Source organism: Bacillus sp. FSL K6-0073 (genome assembly GCF_038006085.1).
GTDB classification, from domain to species: domain Bacteria; phylum Bacillota; class Bacilli; order Bacillales; family Bacillaceae_G; genus Bacillus_A; species Bacillus_A cereus.
Map to the genome: position 1 here is coordinate 586,383 of NZ_JBBOUN010000001.1, position 25,657 is coordinate 612,039.

Here is a 25,657-nt window from a genome sequence, read left to right on the forward strand (position 1 = left end):
AGCTATATTCATATAGCTAGCTTGTCAAATTAAGGGGAGATTATAAGTATGTTAGCAAATCAAATTAATGAAAGATCATTGTTATTGCATAAAGAATTAGTAGGGAAAATTGAAATTACAAGTAAAGTTGAGGTAAATTCAGCGGATGATTTAAGCCTGACGTATACACCAGGTGTAGCGGAGTCTTGTAAGGCAATTGCAGCAGATGAAGAAACGGTGTATGACTATACAGCACGTGGCAATATGGTGGCAGTTGTTTCAGATGGAACAGCGGTACTCGGCTTAGGAAACATTGGACCGAAAGCGGCTATGCCTGTTATGGAAGGAAAAAGTATTTTGTTTAAGAAGTTTGCGAATGTAGATGCTTTCCCATTATGTTTAGGCACAACGGATGTAGATGAAATCGTTACCCTTGTAAAAAATTTAGAGCCTACATTTGCAGGGATTAATTTAGAAGATATTGCAGCACCGCGTTGTTTTGAAATTGAAAAACGATTAAAAGAAGAAACGAATATTCCTGTATTCCATGATGATCAACATGGAACAGCTATTGTCGTTTTAGCAGCTGTTATTAATGCATTAAAAGTTGTTAGCAAACAAATGGATAATGTGAAAATTGTTATTAACGGTGCGGGTTCGGCAGGAATTGCAATTGGAAAATTATTATTAAAGGCTGGTGCAAAGCACATTACGCTAGTTAGCCTAGAAGGTATTGTTTGTGAAGGTGAAACATGGATGAACGAAGCACAAATTGAAGTTTCAAAAAAGACAAATCGTGAACATGTGCGTGGAACGTTAAAAGAAGCGATTAACCAAGCTGATATTTTTATTGGCGTATCTGCTCCTAACGTATTAACGAAAGAACTTGTACAGACGATGAATGAGAAAGCAATTGTGTTTGCAATGGCGAATCCAATTCCAGAAATCTTCCCTGAGGATGCATTAGAGGCTGGGGCAGCCGTAGTAGGAACTGGGCGCTCGGATTATGCGAATCAAGTAAATAATGTATTGGCGTTTCCCGGAATATTCCGCGGTGCGTTAGATGTGCGCGCAACTGATATTACAGAAGAGATGAAATTAGCGGCAGCATATGGGATCGCTAACATCATTACTGATGAAGAACGTAATGCGAATTATGTAATCCCGAATCCATTAGATAAAAGAGTTGTTCCAAGTGTTGCGGAAGCAGTAGCGAAAGCAGCTATTGATTCAGGCGTGGCACAAATTACGAAAATACCACGTTATTAATAGCTAAAAGCAGTGCCTAAAAGGCACTGCTTTTTTGAGATAAGAAATCAAAATAATGAAGAAGTGTAGAATTATTTATGTTTCTTCACTATTTATTTAATTCCATTGCAACTTGTTTACCATTCACTAAAACCTCAGTTACTGCTACGATTACTTCTATCATTTTTTTCATCTCTCATCTCTCCTCGTTCATTTCTTACTTTAAGTATAAGAGAAGAGAGATAATTCAACTATCAAAGTACATGACGTAGAAATTACATTGTTGTAAGAAAGTTGTTTATTTTTGTCACTTTACTCAGCGGTGATTACAAACTGATCATAATATTTTTCATTCACATATATATTTAATAACCATAATCCAGATGAAGGTAGTGACATAGCGAGAGGGAGTTCGCTTGTAGTAGAATTGATTGTATTTGAAGTAGTCCAAGTTTGTTTGGAAATTTCTTTTTGAAAGAGTACTGGTGTTGGAGTTACAGATCCTTGTTTTAGCGCAATAATAGACAATTTTCCAGTTGGTATTTCAGAATCTAGAAAGTACCACATTATTTCATTTTGTTCATTTGCGATAATAGGACTATCAGCCATTGCGATTTTTCCTTCGATGCCTTTTAAAGGTATTTTTCCGTCTATGAATGAGGGTGCTTCTTCCCAATTTACATCTTTTAAAACACTAAGATGAAAGAAGGAAGGTGCGTTCACTTGATTGGACGTTGCGACAGCTTCAGTTTTAGATGCTTTTGAATCAGGTTGTGCTTGTGTGCATCCAGTGATGAGGAAGGAGAGAAGTAGCATAGTTCCGATTTTTTTCATGGTGCCACACTCCTAGTTTTTATTGTTAGTGTAATTGTATTTGCTAGAAGGCGGGACAATTCCTTTAAAATGTCAAAAGAGGTCGTAAGTTTTGTACGACCTCTTTTGACATTTTGTATCCCGTAAAAGCCCGATTGGTGTAGGTTAATAATCAGTGGGAGATAGCCCCACTAATTAAAGTTTCATTTTATATTTGTTCCGTTGTATAGGTTGGTTCGGTTTCTTTTTGGGGCATCGTCAAAAAAATAACGGATAGAACGATACATATGCCGCCTAATAATTGATATGCTCCAAAAGATTCACTTAGCCAAGTGATTGAAACGATGGCAGCTACAAGGGGTTCAATGCTAGATAAAATGCTTGTTTCTGTTGCTGCTAAATATTTAAGACTACCGATATACAGAAGGAAAGAAAGGGTACCACTAATAATGATAAGAATAAGCATAGAAAAAGTTTTTAGTGTAAAGGTTTGTGAAAATTGATTCCACCCGAATGAATGATTATAAATAAGTAGTGCAATTCCTCCGATTAACATCCCCCAACCAATTACTATAGTTGTTCCGCATGCTTTAATAAGCGAAGCTGGATGAAGGGTATAAAATGCAAATCCAATTGCTGTTAATAGTCCAAAAATAATAGCTTCTTTAGATAAAACAATATTTTCAATTGAGCCATTTGTAATAATAAAGTATGTTCCTATTAGCGCGGCTATAATTGCGAATAGTTGCATGGAAGCAGGGAATTTTCTTTGTTCAAATGCAACATACATGGTAATAAGAACAGGACCTAGAAATTGAAATAGCGTTGCTGTGACCGCGTTACTAATATGAACCGTTTCGATAAAGGCGTATTGCGCACCAAGCATGCCGAGAATAGAGAAAATAATAAGTTGTATAGAATATCTAGGGTGTTTCCAAATTTGAAATATGTTTTGTTTCTTTATAAGTAAGAAAGACAAAATAAATATTCCTGCAAGTAACAATCGAATTGTTAAAAAATCAATTGAGGATACATTAGTATGCTGAAATAGCCACTGAATCATTGGACCAGATAATCCCCATAATGTAGCCCCTGTAATAATCATAATGAGTCCGATACGTCTACCATTGTTCATTATCATGTTTCTCCTCTCCGGTATTTGATTTTTGATGGGTGACATGATAAAAGGAATTATATATAAAATCTGGTACTGTAAAAAGTATCAGATTTTAGTTTTATTAAGGGGTCAGATATTATGTTAGAATTAACGCCTAATTTAAATGTGAATAGTAAAAAGGCATTGTATGTGCAATTGTATGAGTATATAAAAAAAGAGATTAAAGATGGATTGATTGTCCCTTTTACGAAATTACCGGCTAAGCGAAAGTTAGCGATACATTTACAAGTAAGTAAAAATACAGTAGAGGCAGCCTACGAACAATTACTTGCAGAAGGTTATATTGAATCGATATCGAGAAAAGGTTATTTTGTATGCAAGATTGAGCAAATGGTTCATGTAGAGGATAGCGAAGAGAGGATAGAAGAAGTCCTGTTTCAGGAGAAGCGTTATAAATTTGACTTTACACAAACAGGAATTGATACAAATGCTTTTCCATTTAATATGTATCGGAAAATTGTAAATGAAGTATGGCAACCGCATAATAACGAACTTCTCTTTCTAGGACACCCTCAAGGGGAAGCAAGCTTAAGAGAAGAGATTACAAATTATTTGTATGAATCTAGAGGTGTGCGTTGTTCAGCTAGTCAAATTGTATTAGGAGCGGGAACGCAAATATTAGTGAAACTATTGTTTCAATTGTTAAAGGAAAGCAATTATGCAGTTGAAAACCCAGGGTATCATAGGAAGATGGTTGTTTTTGAACAGGGAGAAGCAAGAGTCAAAATGTTATCTTTAGATAGAGATGGAATTTGTATTGCAGATTTAGAAAATAGCAATGCGAATGTTGTATTTGTTACACCTTCCCATCAGTTTCCATCTGGAATGATTATGCCTATTACGAGAAGGATGCAGCTTTTACAATGGGCAAAGAAAGAAGAGAACAGGTATATTATTGAAGATGATTACGATAGTGAATTTCGTTATTCTGGAAAGCCTATACCGGCGCTGCAAGGGTTAGATACAGAGGGGAAAGTTATTTATATGGGGACGCTATCTAAAGCATTATTGCCATCGCTACGGATGAGCTATATGGTGTTGCCGAAGAAATTAATTAAAAAGTATCAACAGCAATATTTATTTTATACACAAAGTGTTTCAAGAATAGATCAAGAAGTGATTAGAAGATTTTTAAATGAAGGATATTGGGAAAAACATATTCATAAAATGCGTGTTGTCTACCGAAAGAAGAGAGATAGACTTGTTTTTGAAATAGAGAAGTATTTCTCTAATCGTGTTGAAGTGATAGGAGAAGATTCCGGATTACACATTTTATTAAAAGTGCATAATGGAATGCGGGAAGAAGAATTAATTCAAGAAGCTGCGAAATATAGTATTAAAATATATCCTGTGTCTACGTACTATAAAGACGGTACGGCGCCTGAGAGTGTAGTTTTACTTGGGTTTGCGATATTATCAGAGGAAGAGATTGCGAAAGCGATTCAATTATTACACACGGCATGGTTTACAAGAAAGTAAAAAACATCCTCCAAACATGAGGATGTTTTTTATTATTTATTTTCATCTAAGAATAAGACCATATGCTCTTCGTCCCAATATTGTCCGTTATATTTTAATGAACGTTCTTGTACACCGAATGTTTTAAAACCTAATGATTCATAAAGTTTTTTCGCTCCATCGTTGCCAACAACAACATCAAGCATAACTTGTTCTACTTCTAAAGATTTAGCAAGCTCAAGACATTCTTTAATAAGTGCTTTTCCTGCTCCAAGTCCGCGTGCTTTTGGAGATACATATACAGAACCGATTTTAGCTTTATGTTCTTGTTTTACATATGGTTTCGTTTCCAGTGTTGCAACCCCGATTAATTTTCCATCTTTAAATGCACCTAGCGTATAGTTTTCATCTTGTGCTAATTTTTGTGCTTTATATTCAATCGCACACTCTTTATTAATAATATCTTCATAAGAAGAGCTGAATGCTTCAGGGTTTTGCTTTAATCCTTCTACGCGAAGTTCTAAGTAAATTTCTGCTTCGTCTTTTGTTAATACATGGATATCCAATTATATCACCCTCCAAATCTTTGCAAATGTACCTTTATTTTATATTGAAATAAGAATAATTTCAAAAGCTTAGCTTATATGAGCTGTTTTTATGAACAAAATAACACCAGTAGTGTTTACTACTACTGGTGTTTTCACACGCATATTATTCAAAAGGTAGCTCGATTATAAAGTTTGTTCCCGCTCCTAATTGGCTTGTTACTAGAATAGAACCGTTATGCAATTCTACAATTTCCTTTGCAACAGCTAGCCCGATGCCTTTTCCGCCTGTAGCTCGTGTTCTAGATTTATCAACACGATAAAAACGGTCAAAAATATGCGGGATATCTTCTTCAGGAATACCTTCACCTTCATCTTGTACACTTATTGTAAAAGAATCTGTTTCCATGAGTACACGTATCGTAATGGATGTGTTTTCTGGCGAATGTTGATAAGCGTTGTGTAATAAATTTAACATAACTTGTTCCATACGTCTTTCGTCTATACAAACTTCTAAATCATCTTTGCAATATACATGAAGTTGCATTTGCTTATTCGTTAATGTTGTTTTTGTTTTTTCAACCATTCGTTCTAAAAATGGCTGAAGAAGCACTTTTTGTTTTTTTATAACAAATTGGTGTTGTTCTAATTGTACAAGCATAAATAAATCTTGGACGAGATCGGTTACACTATCCGTTTCATCCTCAATGATTTGTAAGTATTCTTCCCGCTCCTCTTTTGTTAAAGAGTCTCTCTTTGCTACCTTTGCATAACCTTTCATATAGGTCAATGGAGTTAATAGTTCATGAGCGACACTAGCGAGAAATTCATTGCGCTCTTTTTTCATATACGTAAGTTCACTCGATAAATCTTCAATTGTTTTTGCTAAACTTCCGAGTTCATCATTCCGTTTAATACCTAATTGAATTGGCTTATTTAATTTTGACATTTTTTCTGTCGCTCTCTTCATTTTTACAAGTGGTTCTGTAATAACGCGTGAAAAAACAAAGACAGAAATTGTTGTTAAAATAATTGTTAAAACGCTAATGATAAGAAATTGGTTCATGAGTTTAAGTAACATATTTTCTAGGAAAGATGTTTTTAATAGCATATATAGCTTTCCTTGAAACTTTGTTGTGTTAAGTGGGCTTACTGTTGTGATGAACTTTGATTTTTTCCAGTTCCTTTCAACGACCAATCCGCCGTCTGGGACAGTTTCTGTTTTACAAGTAAGTTGTTTTTGCATATCTTTTGTTACGGGTTCTGAGGTGGAAATAATTTTGCCGTTATGGTCAGTAATAATGATAGCTATATCGGAGTTAGAAATTGATTCCGATTCAACTAAGTGTGCAGCCTCATTCGTAATATCGAATTCAGGATACACAGGGCGTTTAGGACTTTTATTATGTTCAGCGTGTTTCATTTCTTTATAATATTCATCCCGTCTCTCGCGGCTTTTTATTTTTTTACTATAGCGATTACCTTTCTCTAAAAGAGCATCTGTTTCCTCTACAATACGCATTTTTGAAAGGCTTTTATAAAAAGATACGAAAGCAATTGTTTCAATACATAAAGCTAATATTAAAAAGTATGTCCCAATTTTAAGGGAAAGTTTACTCATTTTTTCACCATACCTTATTCATAATAAAGAGTCAGTGGTATACGATTTCCCACTGACCGAAGTAATTATTCACTTTTCCATTTATATCCGACTTTATAGACCGTTTCTAAGTAATCTTCAATTGGAAATCCTTTTTTGCGTAGTTTATCACGGATATTACGAATGTGTGAATCAATTGTTCTATATTCGATATCTGTTTCATAGCCCCAAATTTTTTCGATTAAATCATCTCGGCTATAAGCACGGTTTGTATTTTGCAAAAATAGTCCGAGTAACGAAAATTCGATAGGAGTTAATGAGATTTTTTCATCATAAACTGTGACAGTATGTTTCGTTTTATCCCACTCAATACCATTGAAACTAACAAAGCCATCTTTTTTTGTACGGCGTAATATAGCCTCGATTCGTGCGACTAATACATGCTCATCAAATGGTTTTGTAATATAATCATCTGCGCCCATCGTGAGGCCTTTCACCATATCGTAGTTTTGATTACGAGCTGTTAACATAATGATAGGAACATTGGAAATTTGACGAATTTGATAGCAAGTATCCCATCCATCCATATTTGGCATCATAACATCTAATAAAATAATATCGAATTCTTTTTGTTCGATTAAATTTAGTGCTTCAAGGCCAGAGGTAGCTTTCATGCAAAAATAGCCGCGAGGGCTTAAGAACAGATCTAATAATCGTAACATACGTTCTTCATCGTCTACTAATAAAATTTTTACCATAATCTTGTGCACCCCAAACTGTTCATTCTACTTGTATAGTTTACATGAAAATAATAAAAAACTCTTTTTATGTGATTGAGTGGAAGAGTTATTTTTCGCTCAGAGTAATTGACATAAAAAATGCACTAGTTTTGCACAACTATTTTTTATAATAGAAAACGTAGCGACACAAAATACCCTATGTTGCGACATAACGTCATGTCATTTTATTTATAAAATGACAATTCCATTCTATTGTGTATGTGAGATAGAGAGGGTTTTCGTATTCACCTCGCATCGGATAAGAAAAATTTCCTATCTCACACTTTTTTTAAAAGGAGATCATACACATGAATTCAAAAGAAGAAATTTCAAAAAAAGAAAAGCAAGATCGTAATACGGTTGTCATGTGTGTTGCCGTATCTATGATTATTATTATAAGTTGCGTAAATAAAATTTTGGGGATTTTATAATATAAAAAAGCTGATTGCTTCTTAAGGAGCAATCAGCTTTTTTCATTGTTAGGGGAGTATTCCTATATGATAAACCAAGGTAAAATTGCTAACCCAGAAGTTACAATTGCTGTAGTAAATATTAAAAGCATAGCTCGTTTGTTTTGTTTCATATCACATTCTCCTCTACATATCAAGTACATGCGATCAGCGTGGGATGTAGTTCCCCACTGAGTAAAGTTTCACTTTATATTTTTAGTATAATGAATGGTAAGGATTGGTACGATCGATAAAGGTGACATGAAGATTACATTGTTGTAATGCAAAAAAACATCTTTCTTATTAAGAAAGATGTTTTTGGAAAACTACCCCGCTATTTGTGGGCAGTAACTCCCACCTTAAAATTCAGCGAATGCGAGGGAGTTAGGTGGGCGATAACTGCCCGTAAAAGCCCGATTGGTTCAACTAATACTCAGTAGGGAATGGAAAAAAAACACTGAGTAAAGTTTCACTTTATATTGAAGTATTAATCATTTAAGAACAAAACCATATGTTCCTCGTCCCAATATTGACCATTGTGTTTTAATGAACGCTCTTGTACGCCGTAAGTTTGGAAACCTAATGACTCATATAATTTTTTTGCACCAACGTTACCAACTACAACATCAAGCATGAGTTGTTCTACATGTAATTTATCGGCATTTTCAATAATTGCTTTAATTAGAGCTCGTCCTGCTCCGAGACCACGTGCTTTTGGGGAAACAAAAACGGAGCCAATTTTTGCTTTATGTTCTTGTTTAATAAATGGTTTTGTTTCTAAAGTAGCGATACCAATTAAATCATTATCTTTGAAGACACCTAGAGTATACTTATCCGGATTGCTTAATCGTTTAGCCATAGCAGCCACAGGATTTTCATGTTTAAGAACATCTTCATAAGAAGAGCTAAAAGCTTCCGGATTCTTCGTTAAACCTTCCATACAAACTTTTAAATATATTTCTACGTCCTCTGTTGTTAATAAGCGAATTTCCATAGTTGTAACCTCCCTGGTGGATTTCAAATAAATCCATTACTTTTATAAGATTGAGTATATGTTTTGTTAGTATTCTCTTTTAATTTGTAAAAGAATGAAAAGATATATGCTACAATGTTTTGTTTTAATTATGTAATGAAATTATATATTAACTTTGTTAACTATTCAAGTGTTTAATATGTTACATTTTTATAACTAAAATAACTCCTCGATTGAGGAGTTATTTTTTAAACATTGGATTGATAGCCATCAATTCGTTTTGGATGTGTGTAAATATTACAAGATTCATTTCTAATAAATCCTACGACTGTAATGCCTAAATCATGGGCAAGTTGCAATGCCAGTTTTGTTGGAGCGGATTTAGATAGAACAATTTCACATCCGATTTTTGAAACTTTGAGTAAAATTTCGGATGAAATACGTCCGCTAAATGCGATGATTTTTCCTTTAATGGATATATCGTTACGCAAACAATGACCATATATTTTATCTAATGCATTATGTCTTCCAATATCCATTCTTGATAGGAGGATATTGTTTCGATCACATAGCGCGGTATTGTGAACACCGCCAGTTTGGCGAAATGTAGTAGAAGATTGTTGCAAGGTATTCATTAAGTGAAAGCATTCTTCAGGAGTAATTTTTACATGTATATCATGTAAGTCTTTTGCTTTTGCTGCGTCGTTTACGAAAATAAAACCTTGTCTACCTTTTCCGCAGCAAGAAGTGATGTATCGTTTATTATATAAAGTTTGATAGAGCGGATTCACTTTTGATGATTTTACATGGACAATTCCGTTATCTTTTTGAACCCATAGTTCTTCAACATCTTTATAGGAAGAAATAATCCCCTCAGAAATTAAAAAACCAATTACCATATCTTCAATATAATTTGGTGTGCATACGACTGTTACATATTCTTCACCATTCAACTTAATAGTAATAGGAGATTCTGTAACAATCTCATCAAGCTGTTTTGAAAATGTACCAGATTGATAGCGTACAATTGTATAAGTCTCTTGCGTAGGCCCCATATTAAATTCCCCTTTTATATGTATTTCTCTCCCACATTTATCATAAAACAATGGAAAAAATAAAAACACCTATTAACAAGAAGATCACAGATTATTTTGGTTATTATTGTATATGTACGATATAATAGAACTGTAGAATAGTGATAATTTCAAGCTTTCGTAGTTATACCTTATAACATCTAGAATCGACTTCATAAGAAAGTATTTGGGTAGAGCGTTTCAAAAATATGTACAGTAATGCGATTTTGAAAACGGATTCATAATTGTGTTGTACAGTTGGTTGTAAGGAGAGGGGAAACTATGGCAGAACAGACAGTCCGTGTAACCGTCGATGGTAAAGAATTTTTTGCATCAGGTGAAAAGACGATACTACAATTATTTAACGAGAGTAATTTGGAACATCCTCAAATTTGTCATGTACCAGAAGTAGATCCAATTCAAACTTGTGATACGTGTATTGTAGAAGTAAATGGGAAGTTAATGCGTGCTTGTTCAACGAAATTAGAGAATGGTATGCATATTGAAAGACAGTCCCAGCGTGCAAAAGAGGCACAGACTGAGGCAATGGATCGGATATTAGAGAATCATTTATTGTATTGTACTGTTTGTGATAACAATAATGGTAACTGTAAAGTCCACAATACAGTACATATGATGGGAATTGAGGAACAGAAATATCCGTATGAGCCGAAAGTAAGTGCGTGTGAAGTGGATATGTCACATCCATTTTATCGATATGATCCAAATCAATGTATTGCTTGTGGGCAGTGTGTAGAAGTATGTCAAAACTTACAAGTGAATGAAACTATATCGATTGATTGGAGCTTAGACCGTCCACGTGTTATATGGGACAATGGTGTAAGTATAAATGACTCATCTTGTGTAAGTTGTGGGCAGTGTGTAACAGTATGTCCATGTAATGCGTTAATGGAAAAAACAATGCTGGGTGAAGCTGGATTCATGACAGGATTGAAACCGGATGTGTTAGATCCGATGATTGATTTTGTAAAGGATGTAGAACCTGGATATAGTAGTATTTTAGCAGTTTCAGAAGTAGAGGCTGCGATGCGTAAGACGAAAGTGAATAAAACAAAAACAGTTTGTACATTTTGTGGTGTAGGTTGTTCATTTGAAGTATGGACGAAAGACCGCCACATTTTGAAAGTACAGCCTGTTTCAGATGCGCCGGTTAACGGTATTTCCACATGTGTAAAAGGCAAATTTGGATGGGATTTTGTAAACAGTGAAGATCGCATTACGAAGCCATTAATTCGCCAAGGAGATATGTTTGTTGAAGCTTCATGGGAAGAGGCTCTTGAAGTTGTTGCATCCAATATGCAGCATATTAAATCAGAATATGGAAGTGATGCATTTGGATTTATTTCTTCTTCGAAAGTAACGAATGAAGAAAATTATCTTATGCAAAAACTAGCCCGTCAAATATATGGAACAAATAATGTAGACAACTGTTCCCGTTATTGTCAATCTCCAGCAACAGACGGTTTATTTAAAACTGTCGGTATGGGCGGGGACGCTGGAACAGTGAAAGATATTGCGGAAGCAGGCCTTGTCATTATCGTTGGAGCAAATCCAACAGAAGGACATCCTGTACTTGCAACGCGTGTAAAACGTGCACATAAATTACATGACCAAAAATTAATTGTGGCAGACCTTCGTAAACATGAAATGGCAGAGCGTGCGGATTTATTCATTCATCCGCGCCAAGGAACTGATTACGTATGGCTCGCTGGTATTACGAAATATATTATTGATCAAGATTGGCACGATAAAAAATTCATAGCTGAAAATGTGAAGAATTTTGATGAATATAGCAAAATGGTAGAAAAGTATACGCTTGATTATACAGAAGAAATCACGGGGATTTCGAAAGAAAATCTGAAAGAAATGGCTCGTATGGTATATGAAGCAGATGGTACTTGTGTACTTTGGGGAATGGGTGTAACTCAAAATACTGGAGGAAGTACAACTTCAGCAGCAATTTCAAATCTATTGCTTGTTACGGGTAACTATCGTCGTCCTGGTGCAGGAGCATACCCATTACGCGGACATAATAACGTACAAGGCGCTTGTGATATGGCAACATTACCAAACTGGCTTCCAGGTTACCAAGCGGTTTCAGATGATGCGCTCCGTGCGAAATTTGAAAAAGCATACGGTACTACAATTCCGAAAGCACCAGGCTTAAATAATATTGCAATGTTACTTGCGGCAGATGAAGGAAAACTGCGTGGTATGTATGTTATGGGTGAAGAAATGGCTTTAGTAGATTCGAATGCCAACCATGTACAACATATTTTAGCGAATTTAGATTTCCTTGTTGTTCAAGATATGTTCTTATCGAAAACAGCTCGTTTTGCTGATGTTATTTTACCAGCGGCACCAAGCTTAGAAAAAGAAGGAACGTTTACAAATACAGAGCGCCGCATTCAAAGATTATATGAAGTATTGAAGCCGCTTGGTGATTCAAAACCAGACTGGTGGATTTTACAAAAAGTTGCTCGTGCACTAGGCGGGGATTGGAATTATGAAAGTCCAAGTGAAATTATGGACGAAATCGCGTCACTTGCACCGTTATACTCTCAAGCAACGTACGACCGTCTAGAAGGATGGAATAGTTTATGTTGGGGTAGTCATGATGGTAGCGATACACCGCTATTATATGTAGACGGATTTAACTTCCCAGATAAACTCGCTCGTTTATCATTAGATGAATGGATACCACCAGTTGTAGCGCCAGATGAGTATGATTTACTTTTAAATAATGGACGTATGTTAGAACATTTCCATGAAGGGAATATGACGAATAAATCGGCTGGTATTTTATCTAAAGTATCTGAAGTGTTCGTTGAAATCTCCCCGGAACTTGCCCTAGAGCGCAATGTGAAAGATGGTGGTCTTGTAGAATTAGCATCACCATTTGGGAAAATTAAAGTACAGGCACTTGTTACAGATCGTGTAACGGGGAAAGAGCTATATTTACCGATGCATGCAACAGTAAATGAAGAGGCAATCAATATTTTAACTGGAACGGCGACAGATCTTTATACGTGTACACCAGCGTATAAACAAACGATGGTAAAGATGCGTGTACTACGTGAAAAAGGGAATCGTCCGTTACCATCTTCAAACCCGAGAGATAAAAAGCGTAATCCGCAAAATGGTGTTGAAATCCAGCAAAAATGGCAAAGAAAACAATACGTATCACTTGTGGACTAGGGGGCGGAGATAGTGGCGAAAGAAATTACTGTAATTAAAAAGAAAGTTGTAACAGAGGAAGAACAGAAACAGCAAGTAGCAGATGAACTTCTAAATGAGTTATCTAATAATCGTGAAGCAGTAGAAGAAACGATGCAGCTTTTAGCACAGTTGCAGAAGGCTGGTATATTAGATGCAGCAATTAGTTTACTTGCTGCGAAGGAAGATGTTTCAAAAATCGCTGTGGAGCAATTAAATCGTGAACCAGTTAAAAATGCACTCAACAATATGATGGGGGCAGGAGAAGCGTTATCTTCAGTTGATCCAGAAATAACGAAGCAAATTACGTCAAGTTTAGTTACAGGATTGCAATTTGCAACAGATGAATTAAATAGTGGTAAAAAAACAAAAGTAATGGATTTCTTTAAAGTATTAAAAGATCCAGATATCAATAGAGCTATTACATTCGGTTTTAGCTTCTTGAAAGCATTTGGACAAGGCCTAGAGAAAAAATAGAATAAATGAAAAAGTGATGGGAAGTAGCCATCACTTTTTTCATTATATGTATAAGAGTGTTCATGTTAAGCGGAATATATTATTATTAAAAAGATGGATTAGAACTTGAAATATGGAATCCATCTCAAATACCGTTTTAGAATTTGGAGGAATATATGCAACACCGTAAAAAACTATCTATACCAGGAGTAATGAGACATTCCTTTCAAACAGTTAAATTTGCTTTTTGGAATGTATTAACTTTTCAACTTGCTTATAAATTATTAGCAGCGATTGTGTTTGTTCCACTATTTGGAATCATTTTTAATAAGTTATTGTATTTTGCTGGTTATGCAAATGCGACAAATGATGAATTATTAGCGTTTTTAAAGACGCCTTATGGCATCTTAGCAATCGTAATTTTATCATTGTTAGCACTGTTTCTTATCTTTACAGAATTTGCGGTGCTTATTATTATTTCGTATTTCGCTCATAAAAGACAGAAGGTGAAATTACGTCCGATTTTATATAAAACGGTAACGTATTTACCTACTCTTTTCACATATTGCTTACCAGGATTTATTTTATATGCTGTCGTATTGTTGCCTCTTTTAAATATGGGATATGAAACGGCGTTAATCCCGCAAATTCAAATTCCTAACTTTATTACAGGAGAACTGTTTAAGACAACGATGGGACAAGTTGGTTATTACACGTTCTTTGCTGTAGTCGCGTATTTGAATCTTCGATGGATTTTCGTTCTACCCATTGTTGTTTTAGAGCAAAAACCATTTCGCGTGGCAGCACGTAAAAGTGCAACTTTAGTAAAGGAAAGCTTTTTTAAAGTACTATTCTTTTTAGTAGGATTTTTTATTTCAATTGGAATTGTATATGTCGTGTTTTTGGGAATATATTTATTGTGCCTATGGGGTGTTTATGAATTTACAAACCCGAAAGGAACATTTGCATTATTAGCTGAATCAACGATTTCTGTATTTTTAACGAGCACATTGTATTTATTCAGCTTTATCGTGACGCCATTTTATATTATGGCGATTACGCGATTATACTTACAAAAGGTACCGGTTGAGGATGTTTTATTAGAAGAAGGATTAGATTATTCGAAAACGAAAGCAGATAAATGTTTCTTCCAAAAACATCGTTGGAAATTCATTGGCGTATACATTGTAGGAATTATTACTGCCGGAATGGTCGTTGCTTTCATTGTAACGTTTATTTCAAATTCATATAAAGAACCGATTATTATGGCGCACCGCGGGTATATATCAAAAGGTGTAGAAAATACGAAAGAAGCTGTGCAAGGTGCTATTGATGCAAAAGCAGACTACGCTGAAATAGATGTATTACAAACGAAAGACGGTGAACTAGCGGTTATACATGATTTGAAGCTGAAACGTCTCGCAAATGCCAATGTGCATGTGTCAGATTTAACGATGGCTGAGTTAAGGCAGCTTACCCTTAGTCAAGATGGACTTTCAGGACAAATAAGTACACTTGATGAAATCATTAAGCTAGCAAATGGCAAAATCAAACTTAATATAGAAGTGAAGCTTCATGGGGGCGAAAAAGATTTTGTAAACAAAGTCTTAAAAACGATTAAAGATAATGAATTTGAGAAGCAATGTGTAATTCAAACGTTACACTATCCACTTATTAAAGAGTTTAAGCGTGCAAATCCAGATATAAAAGTAGGGTATATATTGTATGCAAGTAGAGCTAACTTAAAGAATGTGAAGGCTGACTTTTACGTAGCAGAAGAATATATGTTAAATAAGAAGTTAGTAAAAGAAGCAAGGAAGTTAAACAAACCAATTTACGTATGGACAGTAAATGATATGGAAAATTTAAAGGCATATTATAAGTTGAACGTAGATGGTATCATAACCGATTACCCTGAAGATGCACGTGAAACAATTAAGATGTTAAAAGAGCAAGAAGCGGAAGAAAGTGATCTGTTTGATAAAATTACTGAAACGACAGATGATTTATTTTCTAAGTTATTTATAAGTTACCCAGCTGCTAGCTAAATGCTAGTAGCTGTTTTTTTTTTGAAAAGAATATATCTCTAAAGTATTGAGTAAAATAATAACTGTATATGTATACGTTATCGCTTAGGTTTCTTACATTGTTAAATTATTGTCAAATAATAAAAGGTTGCTGTTTATTTTGAAGAGGTATAATAAAAATAGAGTGATAGATAATGAAATGTCACGAAACCCCCAATAGAATCAATGTTTTATATATTTACACTATTCTAAATATATAAACTTTATAAAAATGGTATGTTAGCGTTTTCATAACTTTTAAGTTATGCTAGAATAAGGACATAAGTTATTAATTATTACAAAAAGAAAAAAGAATCTCTTTTTTCTGTTAATTATAAGGGGGCATTTCATTATGCGTATTGGGGTACCAGCAGAAATTAAAAACAACGAAAACCGTGTGGCAATGACACCAGCAGGTGTTGTACATTTAATTCGTAACAATCACGAAGTATTCATTCAAAAGGGTGCAGGTTTAGGGTCTGGTTTCACAGACGCTCAGTATGTTGAAGCGGGAGCAAAAATTGTTGATACAGCTGAAGAAGCTTGGAACATGGAAATGGTTATGAAAGTTAAAGAACCAATTGAAAGCGAATACAAACACTTCAGTGAAGGCTTAATCTTATTCACATACTTACACTTAGCTCCAGAGCCAGAATTAACAAAAGCTTTAATCGAGAAAAAAGTTGTTTCTATTGCATATGAAACAGTACAATTAGAAAATCGTTCATTACCATTACTTGCACCTATGAGTGAAGTAGCTGGTCGTATGGCTGCACAAATTGGTGCACAATTCCTTGAGAAAAACAAAGGCGGTAAAGGTATCTTACTTGCAGGTGTTCCAGGGGTTAAACGTGGTAAAGTAACAATCATCGGTGGTGGACAAGCTGGTACAAATGCTGCTAAAATTGCAGTTGGACTAGGTGCGGATGTAACAATCATCGACTTAAGCGCAGAACGTCTTCGTCAATTAGATGACATTTTCGGAAACCAAGTAAAAACTTTAATGTCTAATCCTTACAATATTGCAGAAGCTGTTAAAGAGTCTGATCTTGTAATCGGTGCAGTATTAATCCCAGGTGCAAAAGCTCCAAAACTTGTAACAGAAGAAATGATTAAATCAATGGAACCAGGTTCTGTTGTTGTAGATATCGCGATTGACCAAGGTGGTATTTTCGAAACAACTGATCGTATTACAACTCATGATAACCCAACTTATGAAAAACACGGCGTTGTTCATTATGCAGTTGCAAACATGCCAGGTGCGGTTCCACGTACATCAACTCTTGCATTAACAAACGTAACAGTACCATATGCAGTACAAATTGCTAACAAAGGCTACAAAGAAGCTTGCCTAGGCAACACTGCACTATTAAAAGGTATTAACACATTAGATGGCTATGTAACATTTGAAGCAGTTGCAGAAGCTCACGGTGTAGAGTACAAAGGTGCTAAAGAATTATTAGAAGCAGAAACAGTATCTTGCTAATAGAAGCATTATACAAAACAAAATCGAACAATATATAAAACAACATGATAAGAGCTAAGAGTGAAGATCTCTTAGCTCTTCTTGGCAAAAGGGGGCATACATCGTGGCCAACCTATTTAAAAAGAAATCCGTTACGCAATTGTTAGGGGAAAGTAAAAGTAAAACTTTGACGAAAACGCTAGGGGCATTTGACCTAACAATGCTAGGGATTGGTGCGATAATTGGTACAGGAGTTCTAGTATTAACTGGATTAGTAGCAGCAAGAGATGCTGGTCCAGCAGTTATTTTTTCATTCATGATTGCAGCCATCGTTTGTGGATTTGCAGCATTATGTTACGCAGAGGTTGCTTCTACACTTCCTGTTTCAGGTAGTGTGTACACATACTCATATGCAACAATTGGCGAGTTTGTAGCTCATTTAATGGGATGGACATTACTATCCGTATATGTTGTAACGACTGCCGCAGTAGCTGGCGGATGGACTGGTTACTTCCATAACTTAGTGAGTGGATTAGGGCTTGAAATTCCAAAAGCACTGCTAACGATTCCGTCTCAAGGTGGTATGGTGAATTTACCAGCAGTTATCGTTACATTAGTTATAACTTGGTTATTATCAAGAGGTACGAAAGAAAGTAAACGCGTGAATAACATAATGGTATTAATTAAAATTGGTATCGTTGTTTTATTCATTGCAGTTGGTGTATTCTACGTGAAACCAGAAAACTGGATACCATTTGCACCGTACGGTTTAAGTGGAGTTTTCGCGGGGGGAGCAGCAGTATTCTTTGCTTTCTTAGGATTTGATGCATTAGCAACTTCTGCTGAAGAGGTAAAAAATCCGCAACGTGATCTACCGATTGGTATTATCGCTTCGTTAGTCATTTGTACAATCATTTATGTTGTAGTTTGTCTCGTTATGACGGGGATGGTTTCTTATAAAGAATTAGATGTACCAGAAGCTATGGCATATGTGTTAGAAGTTGTAGGACAAGATAAAGTAGCTGGTATAATCGCAATTGGAGCTGTAATTGGTATTATGGCAGTAATTTTTGCTTACATTTATGCAACGACACGTGTATTCTTCGCGATGAGCCGTGACGGTTTATTGCCAGAATCTTTCGCGAAAATTAATAAAAAGACAGAAGCGCCAACATTTACAGTTTGGTTAACAGGAATTGGTAGTGCTTTAATTGCTGGATTTATCGATTTAAAAGAATTGTCGAATTTAGCGAATATTGGAGCGTTGTTAACATTTGCGATGGTTGGTGTGTCAGTTATTATTCTTCGTAAAACACATCCAAAATTACAACGTGGATTTATGGTACCACTTGTACCGATCTTGCCGATTATTTCGATTGCATGTTGTCTATTCTTAATGGTAAATCTACCATTAAAAACATGGATGTACTTCGGTGCTTGGTTAGCAATCGGAGTAGTTGTATACTTTGTTTATTCGAAAAAACATAGTCATTTAAAAGACGATGGAAGTTCGCAGGATAATTTAGAACAAGCTAATTAAAAGGGATATAAGTATAGTAAGCCTTGTGCGTCTAGGGAGCGCGCAAGGCTTTTTCTTTTGTTGAAATAAAGGGGATGTATATTACTTTGTTGAATTTTTATGTCGGAATATGAAAAAAGGGTGGGGGCAAAATGGAAGAAACAAAAGTTGTTGTTGGAGCAGAGGGTTATAATAATAACCCTGGTTGGTTACATACGAATGAAGAAGAATTAAATTTATTACGGAGAGAAACTTGGCTTGATAAATTTCAACCTAATTCTTTATCAGTAATTTTGGCAGAACATGTATGGGAGCATTTATCATATGAAGAAGGAATTGAAGCTGCAAAAATTTGTTATGAGTTTTTAATAGAGAATGGATATATTCGTTGTGCAGTACCAGATGCATTTTTTCCAGATGAAGAATATCAGCAAGGGGTACAAGTAGGTGGACCTGGTCCATTAGATCATCCTGCAGCAAGCCATAAAATTGTTCATAACTATAAAACAATCACGTCCATGTTTGAATCAGCAGGTTTTCAAGTGATGCTCTTAGAATACTGTGATGAGAATGGTAAGTTTCACTATAATGATTGGAATGAGAAAGATGGATTTATTTATCGTTCGAAACGTTTTGACCATAGAAATCGGGATAATCAGTTAGGATTTGTTTCTTTAATTGTGGATGCGGTGAAAAATGAAAAGTAAGTAAAAAGGGGTGTGCGAATTGTGCATCCTTTTTTGTATGAGAATATAGAGAGTGCGGAAAATATGTATACGACTTATTAAAATGTGAACGGAATGTTCATAAAAAAAATTCAGATTTCATTGACACATATGAGTGGACGCTCATATAATAAGAGTATAAGATATATGAATGATTGTTCATATGTTCAATTAAAGAGGTGAGCTATAATGGCTGGAAATAAAGTAGAAACACCACAAGAGACATGTTCTCAAACGATAATTCATGAAGAAGTTGTAGAGCAAGTAAAACAAACAATTCCAACTGATGAAAGTTTAAGTAAAGTAGCAGAACTATTTAAAGTATTAGGTGACCGTACACGTACGAGAATATTACATGCGCTATTTGAAGCTGAAATGTGCGTTTGTGATTTAGCTTATTTATTAGGAATGACACAATCATCTATTTCGCATCAGCTTCGTGTGTTAAAGCAAGCGAAACTTGTGAAGAATCGTAAAGAAGGAAAGGTTGTTTATTATTCGTTAGCTGACCAGCACGTAATTCATATCTTCGAGCAAGCGTTTGAACACGTAAACGAAGAAGAATAAAAGAACGCGAGGAGGGAGAACGATGGCTGAAGCATTGGTGAAAAAGAAACTGATGTTAGAAGGTTTAGATTGTGCGAACTGTGCAATGAAAATTGAAAAAGGTGTTGGGAATATAGAAGGGGTAAATTCTTGTTCTGTAAACTTCGCAACAAAGACAATGATCTTAGAAACAGCACAAAATAAAGAAAACGAAGTTGTTACGGAAGCAAAACAACTCGTTACAAAATTAGAACCGCATATTAAAGTTCAAGAAGAACAAAAAAATAAAATTGCTAAAGAAGTATTTATATTAGAAGGTTTAGATTGCGCGAACTGTGCAATGAAAATTGAAAATAAAGTGAAGGAAATGCCAGCTGTCTCAGAAGCAACTGTTGATTTCGTATCGAAGAAATTACGAGTAGAAGTTGCGAATAAAAGAGAACTAGAAGCGACTGTAGCAAATATAACAAATGTCGTTCAAAAGTTAGAACCAGATGTGAAAGTTGTTCGTGAAGAGAAGAACGGTCATGACCACGGACATAGTCACGATCATGGTGAAGCAAATGTGAAAAAGATGGTAGGGAGATTAGTGGTCGGCGGAATTTTGACAGCAATTGCTGCATTAGCGGGCTTACCACAAATGGTAACAATTCCGTTATTTGTCCTTGCTTATTTATTAATAGGTGGAGATATCGTTTGGAGAGCGATAAGAAACATAACTCGTGGCCAAGTATTTGATGAAAACTTCTTAATGGCAATTGCAACTGTAGGAGCTTTTGCAATTCAACAATATTCTGAAGCTGTAGCAGTAATGCTATTTTATCAAGTAGGAGAACTATTCCAAAGTATTGCGGTAAACCGCTCCCGAAAATCAATTACTTCATTAATGGATATTCGTCCTGATTATGCGAATGTAAAGGTTGGAAATGAAACGAAGCAAGTATCACCAGAAGATGTAAAAATTGGCGATTATATTATCGTTAAGCCAGGTGAGAAAGTGCCGTTAGACGGAAAAGTAATTGAAGGAACATCAATGGTAGATACTTCAGCATTAACAGGTGAATCTGTACCACGTGAAGTAGAAGTTGGAAATGATGTATTAAGTGGCTTTGTGAACCAAAATGGTGTGTTGACAATTGAAGTTACAAAAGAATTCGGTGAATCCACTGTATCAAAAATTTTAGATTTAGTTCAAAATGCAAGCAGTAAAAAAGCACCAACGGAAAACTTTATTACGAAGTTTGCACGTTACTACACTCCAGTTGTAGTTATTACAGCGGCGATCATGGCGTTTATTCCACCACTTATTTTAGAAGGAGCTACATTCTCTGAGTGGATTTATAGAGCTTTAGTGTTCTTAGTAATCTCTTGTCCATGTGCGTTAGTTGTATCCATTCCTCTTGGATTCTTTGGAGGTATCGGTGGTGCATCTAAAAGTGGTGTGTTAGTAAAAGGTAGTAACTATTTAGAAGCTTTAAATGATGTAAAATATATTGTTTTTGACAAAACAGGAACATTAACAAAAGGTGTTTTCAAAGTTACAAAAATGGAACCGAGTGAAGGTACTACAAGTGAAGAGTTATTAGAGTATGCGGCATTTGCTGAAGTATATTCTAACCATCCAATTGCCCAATCTATTCGAAAGGCATATGGAAAATCAATTGATGAAAAAATAATCGATGATTATAACGAAATTTCTGGTCACGGTACAGTCGTAAAAGTACAAGGAAAAGAAATTTTTGCAGGTAATGCAAAATTAATGAGAAAAGAAAATATTGAATTTAAGCAACCAGAAACAGTAGGTACATTAGTTCACGTTGCTGTAGATGGAAGATATGCGGGTTATATTGTTATCTCTGATGAGGTAAAAGAGGATTCGAAACAAGCGATTCAAAAGTTAAAAGAACTAGGTATTAAAAAGACAGTAATGTTAACTGGTGATGCAAAACCAGTTGGTGAAGCTGTCGGTAAAGAATTAGGCTTAGATGAAGTTCATGCGGAATTACTACCGCAACAAAAAGTAGAAGAGATTGAAAAAATTGATGCAGCGAAGCACGGAAAAGAAAAAATTGCCTTCGTTGGTGACGGTATTAACGATACACCAGTATTAGCCCGTGCAGACGTTGGTATTGCGATGGGTGGTTTAGGATCAGATGCAGCAATTGAAGCGGCAGACATTGTTATTATGACTGATGAGCCTTCAAAAATTGCGACAGCTGTAAAAATTGCAAAACGTACAAGAAGTATAGTGTGGCAAAATATCATCTTTGCTCTAGGTGTAAAAGGGATTGTGTTATTACTTGGTGCTTTTGGTATTGCAACAATGTGGGAAGCTGTTTTCTCAGATGTTGGTGTGACACTACTTGCAGTGTTAAATGCAATGCGTGTATTAAGAGTGAAAGATTTATAAAAAAGAGGACGCGACCCGCGTCCTTTTTTTTATTGGTGATTTTGTTGAAATTGACTCAATAAAATAATACCAAATATTATTTTACTTTTAAATAGCGTTATATTAAAATTTACAAATAAAATACATTCGTCTTATTATTTTAATATATTTTTTACAAATATCCATATAGTATTGAAAAAACAGAGAAGGGGAAACTTCTCTGTTTACTTTTGTATGTTTTTTTCAACTTGTTCTCGAACTGTTTGAATGTAATTCATTTTATAATCCCAGCACTCTTGGCTTAAATCGACAGGGTATTCTTCAGGGTTTAAAGTTCGCATATATTCTTCCCAAAATAGAGAGAGACTCTGTTCATTATATTTTTGAATATCTAATATACTTGGTAGTTCATATGTTCTTTCACCGTTAACGAAAATGTCTTTATGCAGTTCACGGGCTTCAAAGTTTGTTACGAATTTACTTATATATGTGTGAACTGGATGGAACATTTTTAAGCGCTCTTCTTTTCCAGGTTCTTCAGAATCTAACGCAATATAATCGCCTTCTGCATGATCGTTTACCCGATTGATAATACGATAAATTCGTTTCAGTCCTGGAGTGGTAATTTTTTCAGGGTTAGATGAAATTTTAATCGTATCATTTAATTTTCCGTCAGTATCTTCAATCGCAACTAGTTTGTAAACAGCCCCCAATGCAGGTTGCTCAAAGGACGTAATTAATTTCGTCCCAACACCCCATACGTCAATTTTTGCTCCTTGAGATTTAAGGTGCATAATTGTGTATTCATCTAAATCGCTAGAAGCGATAATTTTTGTATTTGTAAACCCTGCTTCATCTAATAGTTTTCGTGCCTTTTTTGATAAATAAGCCATATCACCACTATCAAGACGTATGCCATAGAAATCAATACGATCCCCAAATTCTTTTGCAACACGAATCGCATTTGGAACACCAGATTTCAATGTGTCATATGTATCAACGAGAAAGACGCACTTTTTATGAGTTTCAGCGTATTTCTTAAACGCGACGTATTCATCGCGATATGCTTGAACGAAAGAGTGAGCGTGTGTGCCAGCTACAGGGATCCCAAAGCGTTTCCCAGCACGAACGTTGCTTGTAGAGGAGAAACCACCAATAAAGGCAGCACGTGTCCCCCAAAGGGCAGCATCGAACTCATGGGCACGTCTTGTGCCGAACTCTAAAAGCTCATCATTACTTGCAGCGTGTTTCATACGTGCTGCTTTTGTTGCAATTAATGTTTGGTAATTCACAATATTTAAGAGGGCAGTCTCAATAATTTGTGCTTCACCAAGTGGTGCATCAACACGTAATAAAGGCTCGTTATTAAATACAACTTCACCTTCTTGCATACTGCGAATCGTCCCAGTGAATTTCATATTTTGTAAATAATGAAGGAATTCTTCTTCAAATTGTAATTCTGCTAAATAAGCGATATCGCTTTCAGTAAAACTGAAATTTTCTATGTACTCTACAATTTTCTCAAGGCCAGCAAAAACAGCGTAACCGTTCTCAAATGGAAGCTTTCGAAAATATAAATCAAAAACAGAACGGCGATTATGAATACCATCTTTCCAATATGTATAAGCCATGTTGATTTGATATAGGTCTGTATGTAAGGCATAACTATCGTCTTTATAATGAGTCATCGCGAGAACACCTCCATAATTTGGTTATAGTATACCAATTTTTCACCATTCGTAGCAAAGAAGAGATATTGATGTGAAGTCAAGAGAGAAAAAAATGAAATTATGCATATTTTTTAGAAAATTTATATTTATCAATTTATATTTCTCCAGATTTTATGTATTATTAGAGTAATGGGGGTAATGAGAATGGAGGAGGACAATGCAACACACATTAGAAAAAATAGGCAAACAAGTCTTTTATAAACGGCTACAGCAAAAAATGACACAAGAAGAATTATGTCAGGGCATTTGTTCTGTCTCATACTTAAGTAAGATTGAAAATGGAAAGATTGAAGCATCAGAAGAAATTCTACAATTGCTCTGCACAAGACTAGAAATTGCTGTGACGGATTTGAGAGATGTAGAAGAAGATGTAAAGGGGAAGCTGGATGAATGGTTGAATGCACTAGTTCATTTGGACAAGCAACAAGTAGAACGTATATATGAAGAGTTGCAAGGTGAAATGAAGCATGTGTTGGATTTTGAAATTATAAATTATTATAAACTGCTGTATACACGTTATTTAATTATGAAAAGGGATATTTCTGCGCTCGAAGAAGAATTAGATAAGTTGAAGAAGGTATATAAAAAATATTCTCCATTTCAGAAGTTGTTATATATGTACAGTAGAGGATTATTGTGCTGTTTACAGTATAGATGGAAGGATGGGCTAGATTACTTATTAAAAACAGAAGTAATGGCCAAAGAACAGGGGTATCATGAAACAGGCTTGTATTATAATATAGCGCTTGCATATACTCATTTAGATATTCATCATCTTGCAATTCATTTTGTAAATATGGCATTAGAAGGATTTCGTAGTGAATATAAGTTTAGGAACATAATTAATTGCCAAATCCTTATTGCGGTAAGTTATACAGAAAAAGGTCAGTATGAAGAAGCTTTAAAAATGTATGAGAGTATATTGAGAGAGGCCACATCTTTTGCTGATAAGGATGTACTATTAGCTATTACTTTAAGTAATATGGGAAGTATCTATTATAAAAAAGGCAAATATCAGCAAGCGAAAAAATATTATTTAGATAGTCTACAACTTCAAAAACAAATAGATTTAAACTATTTAGATACAATATACGAAATGGCATTAGTATGCATTAAATTAGAAGAGTTGGAAGAGGCAAGGACATTAATTGATAAGGGAATTGATGCAGCAAAACAGGAAGAGAGATTTAATGCAAAATTATATTTGCTTTTAATGCTTAGATATAAATATTTTGAAGAAGCAAAAGATTATAAAGCATTTTTGGAAAATGAGGCTATCCCGTTGTATAAATCTGCAGGAAATAAAATAGAATTAAAGAAAGTATACGTTGAACTAGCAGAACATTTTTCCAGTTTATCGAGATTTGAAGAAAGTAATCGATACTATAGGTTAGTTATTGATTTAATGAATGATAATAAGGAGGAATAAA

The 25,657-nt window shown here is 35.0% G+C and carries 20 protein-coding genes; 12 read left to right on the forward strand and 8 right to left on the reverse strand.

Annotation, left to right across the window (positions count from 1 at the left end; all coding sequences use genetic code 11):
* Positions 1-48 precede the first annotated feature (48 nt).
* A complete protein-coding gene (locus MHB52_RS03025) occupies positions 49-1,248 on the forward strand; it encodes an NAD(P)-dependent malic enzyme (protein ID WP_000880782.1) in 1,200 nt (399 codons plus the stop codon).
* Between the two features lie 291 nt (positions 1,249-1,539).
* Here the strand turns inward: MHB52_RS03025 and MHB52_RS03030 are convergent, their stop codons facing one another.
* Complete coding sequence (locus MHB52_RS03030; RefSeq protein WP_000719682.1) at positions 1,540-2,061, reverse strand: DUF4871 domain-containing protein; 522 nt, start codon at positions 2,059-2,061, stop codon at positions 1,540-1,542.
* Between the two features lie 187 nt (positions 2,062-2,248).
* The gene (locus MHB52_RS03035) at positions 2,249-3,175 is read right to left on the reverse strand and encodes a DMT family transporter (protein WP_001059051.1); all 927 of its coding nucleotides are present in this window, start codon (positions 3,173-3,175) and stop codon (positions 2,249-2,251) included.
* 120 nt (positions 3,176-3,295) lie between these two features.
* Here MHB52_RS03035 and pdxR point away from each other — a divergent pair, with 120 nt between their 5' ends.
* The gene (gene pdxR / locus MHB52_RS03040; RefSeq protein WP_061664088.1) at positions 3,296-4,696 is read left to right on the forward strand and encodes a MocR-like pyridoxine biosynthesis transcription factor PdxR; all 1,401 of its coding nucleotides are present in this window, start codon (positions 3,296-3,298) and stop codon (positions 4,694-4,696) included.
* A gap of 32 nt (positions 4,697-4,728) precedes the next feature.
* Here the strand turns inward: pdxR and MHB52_RS03045 are convergent, their stop codons facing one another.
* The 3 genes from MHB52_RS03045 to MHB52_RS03055 all read right to left on the reverse strand — a co-directional run bounded on the left by MHB52_RS03045 (position 4,729) and on the right by MHB52_RS03055 (position 7,578).
* Entirely contained in the window at positions 4,729-5,241 is a 513-nt protein-coding gene (locus MHB52_RS03045; RefSeq protein ID WP_000351212.1) for a GNAT family N-acetyltransferase, read from the reverse strand.
* 145 nt (positions 5,242-5,386) lie between these two features.
* The gene (locus MHB52_RS03050; protein WP_000041026.1) at positions 5,387-6,841 is read right to left on the reverse strand and encodes a HAMP domain-containing sensor histidine kinase; all 1,455 of its coding nucleotides are present in this window, start codon (positions 6,839-6,841) and stop codon (positions 5,387-5,389) included.
* A 65-nt stretch (positions 6,842-6,906) separates the two neighbouring features.
* On the reverse strand, positions 6,907-7,578 hold the full coding sequence (locus MHB52_RS03055) for a response regulator transcription factor (protein ID WP_000238959.1): 672 nt from the start codon (positions 7,576-7,578) through the stop codon (positions 6,907-6,909).
* Positions 7,579-7,907: 329 nt separating this feature from the next.
* On the opposite strand from MHB52_RS03055, the gene MHB52_RS03060 reads away from it, so the two are divergent.
* On the forward strand, positions 7,908-8,030 hold the full coding sequence (locus MHB52_RS03060; RefSeq protein WP_001085005.1) for a hypothetical protein: 123 nt from the start codon (positions 7,908-7,910) through the stop codon (positions 8,028-8,030).
* A gap of 505 nt (positions 8,031-8,535) precedes the next feature.
* Here MHB52_RS03060 and MHB52_RS03065 read toward each other — a convergent pair.
* Positions 8,536-9,042: a GNAT family N-acetyltransferase gene (locus MHB52_RS03065; RefSeq protein WP_061664089.1), complete on the reverse strand. Its 507-nt coding sequence runs from the start codon at positions 9,040-9,042 to the stop codon at positions 8,536-8,538.
* 227 nt (positions 9,043-9,269) lie between these two features.
* The gene (gene fdhD, locus MHB52_RS03070) at positions 9,270-10,076 is read right to left on the reverse strand and encodes a formate dehydrogenase accessory sulfurtransferase FdhD (RefSeq protein ID WP_000529230.1); all 807 of its coding nucleotides are present in this window, start codon (positions 10,074-10,076) and stop codon (positions 9,270-9,272) included.
* Between the two features lie 300 nt (positions 10,077-10,376).
* Here fdhD and fdhF point away from each other — a divergent pair, with 300 nt between their 5' ends.
* The 8 genes from fdhF (at position 10,377) to MHB52_RS03110 (ending at position 22,518) form a co-directional block, all read left to right on the forward strand.
* Entirely contained in the window at positions 10,377-13,313 is a 2,937-nt protein-coding gene (fdhF, locus tag MHB52_RS03075; RefSeq protein ID WP_000840636.1) for a formate dehydrogenase subunit alpha, read from the forward strand.
* 12 nt (positions 13,314-13,325) lie between these two features.
* Positions 13,326-13,808: a DUF1641 domain-containing protein gene (locus MHB52_RS03080; protein WP_001040540.1), complete on the forward strand. Its 483-nt coding sequence runs from the start codon at positions 13,326-13,328 to the stop codon at positions 13,806-13,808.
* Between the two features lie 155 nt (positions 13,809-13,963).
* Complete coding sequence (locus tag MHB52_RS03085) at positions 13,964-15,835, forward strand: glycerophosphodiester phosphodiesterase (protein ID WP_001164705.1); 1,872 nt, start codon at positions 13,964-13,966, stop codon at positions 15,833-15,835.
* 370 nt (positions 15,836-16,205) lie between these two features.
* Entirely contained in the window at positions 16,206-17,339 is a 1,134-nt protein-coding gene (gene ald / locus MHB52_RS03090; RefSeq protein WP_001219744.1) for an alanine dehydrogenase, read from the forward strand.
* Between the two features lie 103 nt (positions 17,340-17,442).
* Positions 17,443-18,858 (forward strand): amino acid permease, encoded by a 1,416-nt coding sequence (locus MHB52_RS03095; RefSeq protein ID WP_001284890.1) that lies wholly within the window; start codon positions 17,443-17,445, stop codon positions 18,856-18,858.
* Positions 18,859-18,989: 131 nt separating this feature from the next.
* Complete coding sequence (locus tag MHB52_RS03100; protein WP_000393176.1) at positions 18,990-19,544, forward strand: class I SAM-dependent methyltransferase; 555 nt, start codon at positions 18,990-18,992, stop codon at positions 19,542-19,544.
* A 207-nt stretch (positions 19,545-19,751) separates the two neighbouring features.
* A complete protein-coding gene (locus MHB52_RS03105) occupies positions 19,752-20,129 on the forward strand; it encodes an ArsR/SmtB family transcription factor (RefSeq protein WP_000918378.1) in 378 nt (125 codons plus the stop codon).
* 22 nt (positions 20,130-20,151) lie between these two features.
* Positions 20,152-22,518 carry a heavy metal translocating P-type ATPase gene (locus MHB52_RS03110; protein ID WP_000796559.1) on the forward strand — a complete coding sequence of 789 codons (2,367 nt, stop codon included), beginning with the start codon at positions 20,152-20,154 and terminating at the stop codon, positions 22,516-22,518.
* Positions 22,519-22,721: 203 nt separating this feature from the next.
* Here the strand turns inward: MHB52_RS03110 and MHB52_RS03115 are convergent, their stop codons facing one another.
* Positions 22,722-24,185, reverse strand: a complete 1,464-nt coding sequence (locus MHB52_RS03115; RefSeq protein ID WP_061664090.1) for a nicotinate phosphoribosyltransferase — start codon at positions 24,183-24,185, stop codon at positions 22,722-22,724.
* Between the two features lie 199 nt (positions 24,186-24,384).
* Here MHB52_RS03115 and MHB52_RS03120 point away from each other — a divergent pair, with 199 nt between their 5' ends.
* Complete coding sequence (locus MHB52_RS03120; RefSeq protein ID WP_001164881.1) at positions 24,385-25,656, forward strand: tetratricopeptide repeat protein; 1,272 nt, start codon at positions 24,385-24,387, stop codon at positions 25,654-25,656.
* The last annotated feature ends 1 nt before the right edge of the window (position 25,657 follow it).

Coding starts and splice junctions, on each gene's coding strand:
- MHB52_RS03025 (WP_000880782.1), top strand. CDS start 49: ATGTTAGCAAATCAAATTAATGAAAGATCATTGTTATTGCATAAAGAA.
- MHB52_RS03030 (WP_000719682.1), bottom strand. CDS start 2,061: ATGAAAAAAATCGGAACTATGCTACTTCTCTCCTTCCTCATCACTGGA.
- MHB52_RS03035 (WP_001059051.1), bottom strand. CDS start 3,175: ATGAACAATGGTAGACGTATCGGACTCATTATGATTATTACAGGGGCT.
- pdxR (WP_061664088.1), top strand. CDS start 3,296: ATGTTAGAATTAACGCCTAATTTAAATGTGAATAGTAAAAAGGCATTG.
- MHB52_RS03050 (WP_000041026.1), bottom strand. CDS start 6,841: ATGAGTAAACTTTCCCTTAAAATTGGGACATACTTTTTAATATTAGCT.
- MHB52_RS03055 (WP_000238959.1), bottom strand. CDS start 7,578: ATGGTAAAAATTTTATTAGTAGACGATGAAGAACGTATGTTACGATTA.
- MHB52_RS03060 (WP_001085005.1), top strand. CDS start 7,908: ATGAATTCAAAAGAAGAAATTTCAAAAAAAGAAAAGCAAGATCGTAAT.
- MHB52_RS03065 (WP_061664089.1), bottom strand. CDS start 9,042: ATGGAAATTCGCTTATTAACAACAGAGGACGTAGAAATATATTTAAAA.
- fdhD (WP_000529230.1), bottom strand. CDS start 10,076: ATGGGGCCTACGCAAGAGACTTATACAATTGTACGCTATCAATCTGGT.
- fdhF (WP_000840636.1), top strand. CDS start 10,377: ATGGCAGAACAGACAGTCCGTGTAACCGTCGATGGTAAAGAATTTTTT.
- MHB52_RS03085 (WP_001164705.1), top strand. CDS start 13,964: ATGCAACACCGTAAAAAACTATCTATACCAGGAGTAATGAGACATTCC.
- ald (WP_001219744.1), top strand. CDS start 16,206: ATGCGTATTGGGGTACCAGCAGAAATTAAAAACAACGAAAACCGTGTG.
- MHB52_RS03100 (WP_000393176.1), top strand. CDS start 18,990: ATGGAAGAAACAAAAGTTGTTGTTGGAGCAGAGGGTTATAATAATAAC.
- MHB52_RS03105 (WP_000918378.1), top strand. CDS start 19,752: ATGGCTGGAAATAAAGTAGAAACACCACAAGAGACATGTTCTCAAACG.
- MHB52_RS03110 (WP_000796559.1), top strand. CDS start 20,152: ATGGCTGAAGCATTGGTGAAAAAGAAACTGATGTTAGAAGGTTTAGAT.
- MHB52_RS03115 (WP_061664090.1), bottom strand. CDS start 24,185: ATGACTCATTATAAAGACGATAGTTATGCCTTACATACAGACCTATAT.
- MHB52_RS03120 (WP_001164881.1), top strand. CDS start 24,385: ATGCAACACACATTAGAAAAAATAGGCAAACAAGTCTTTTATAAACGG.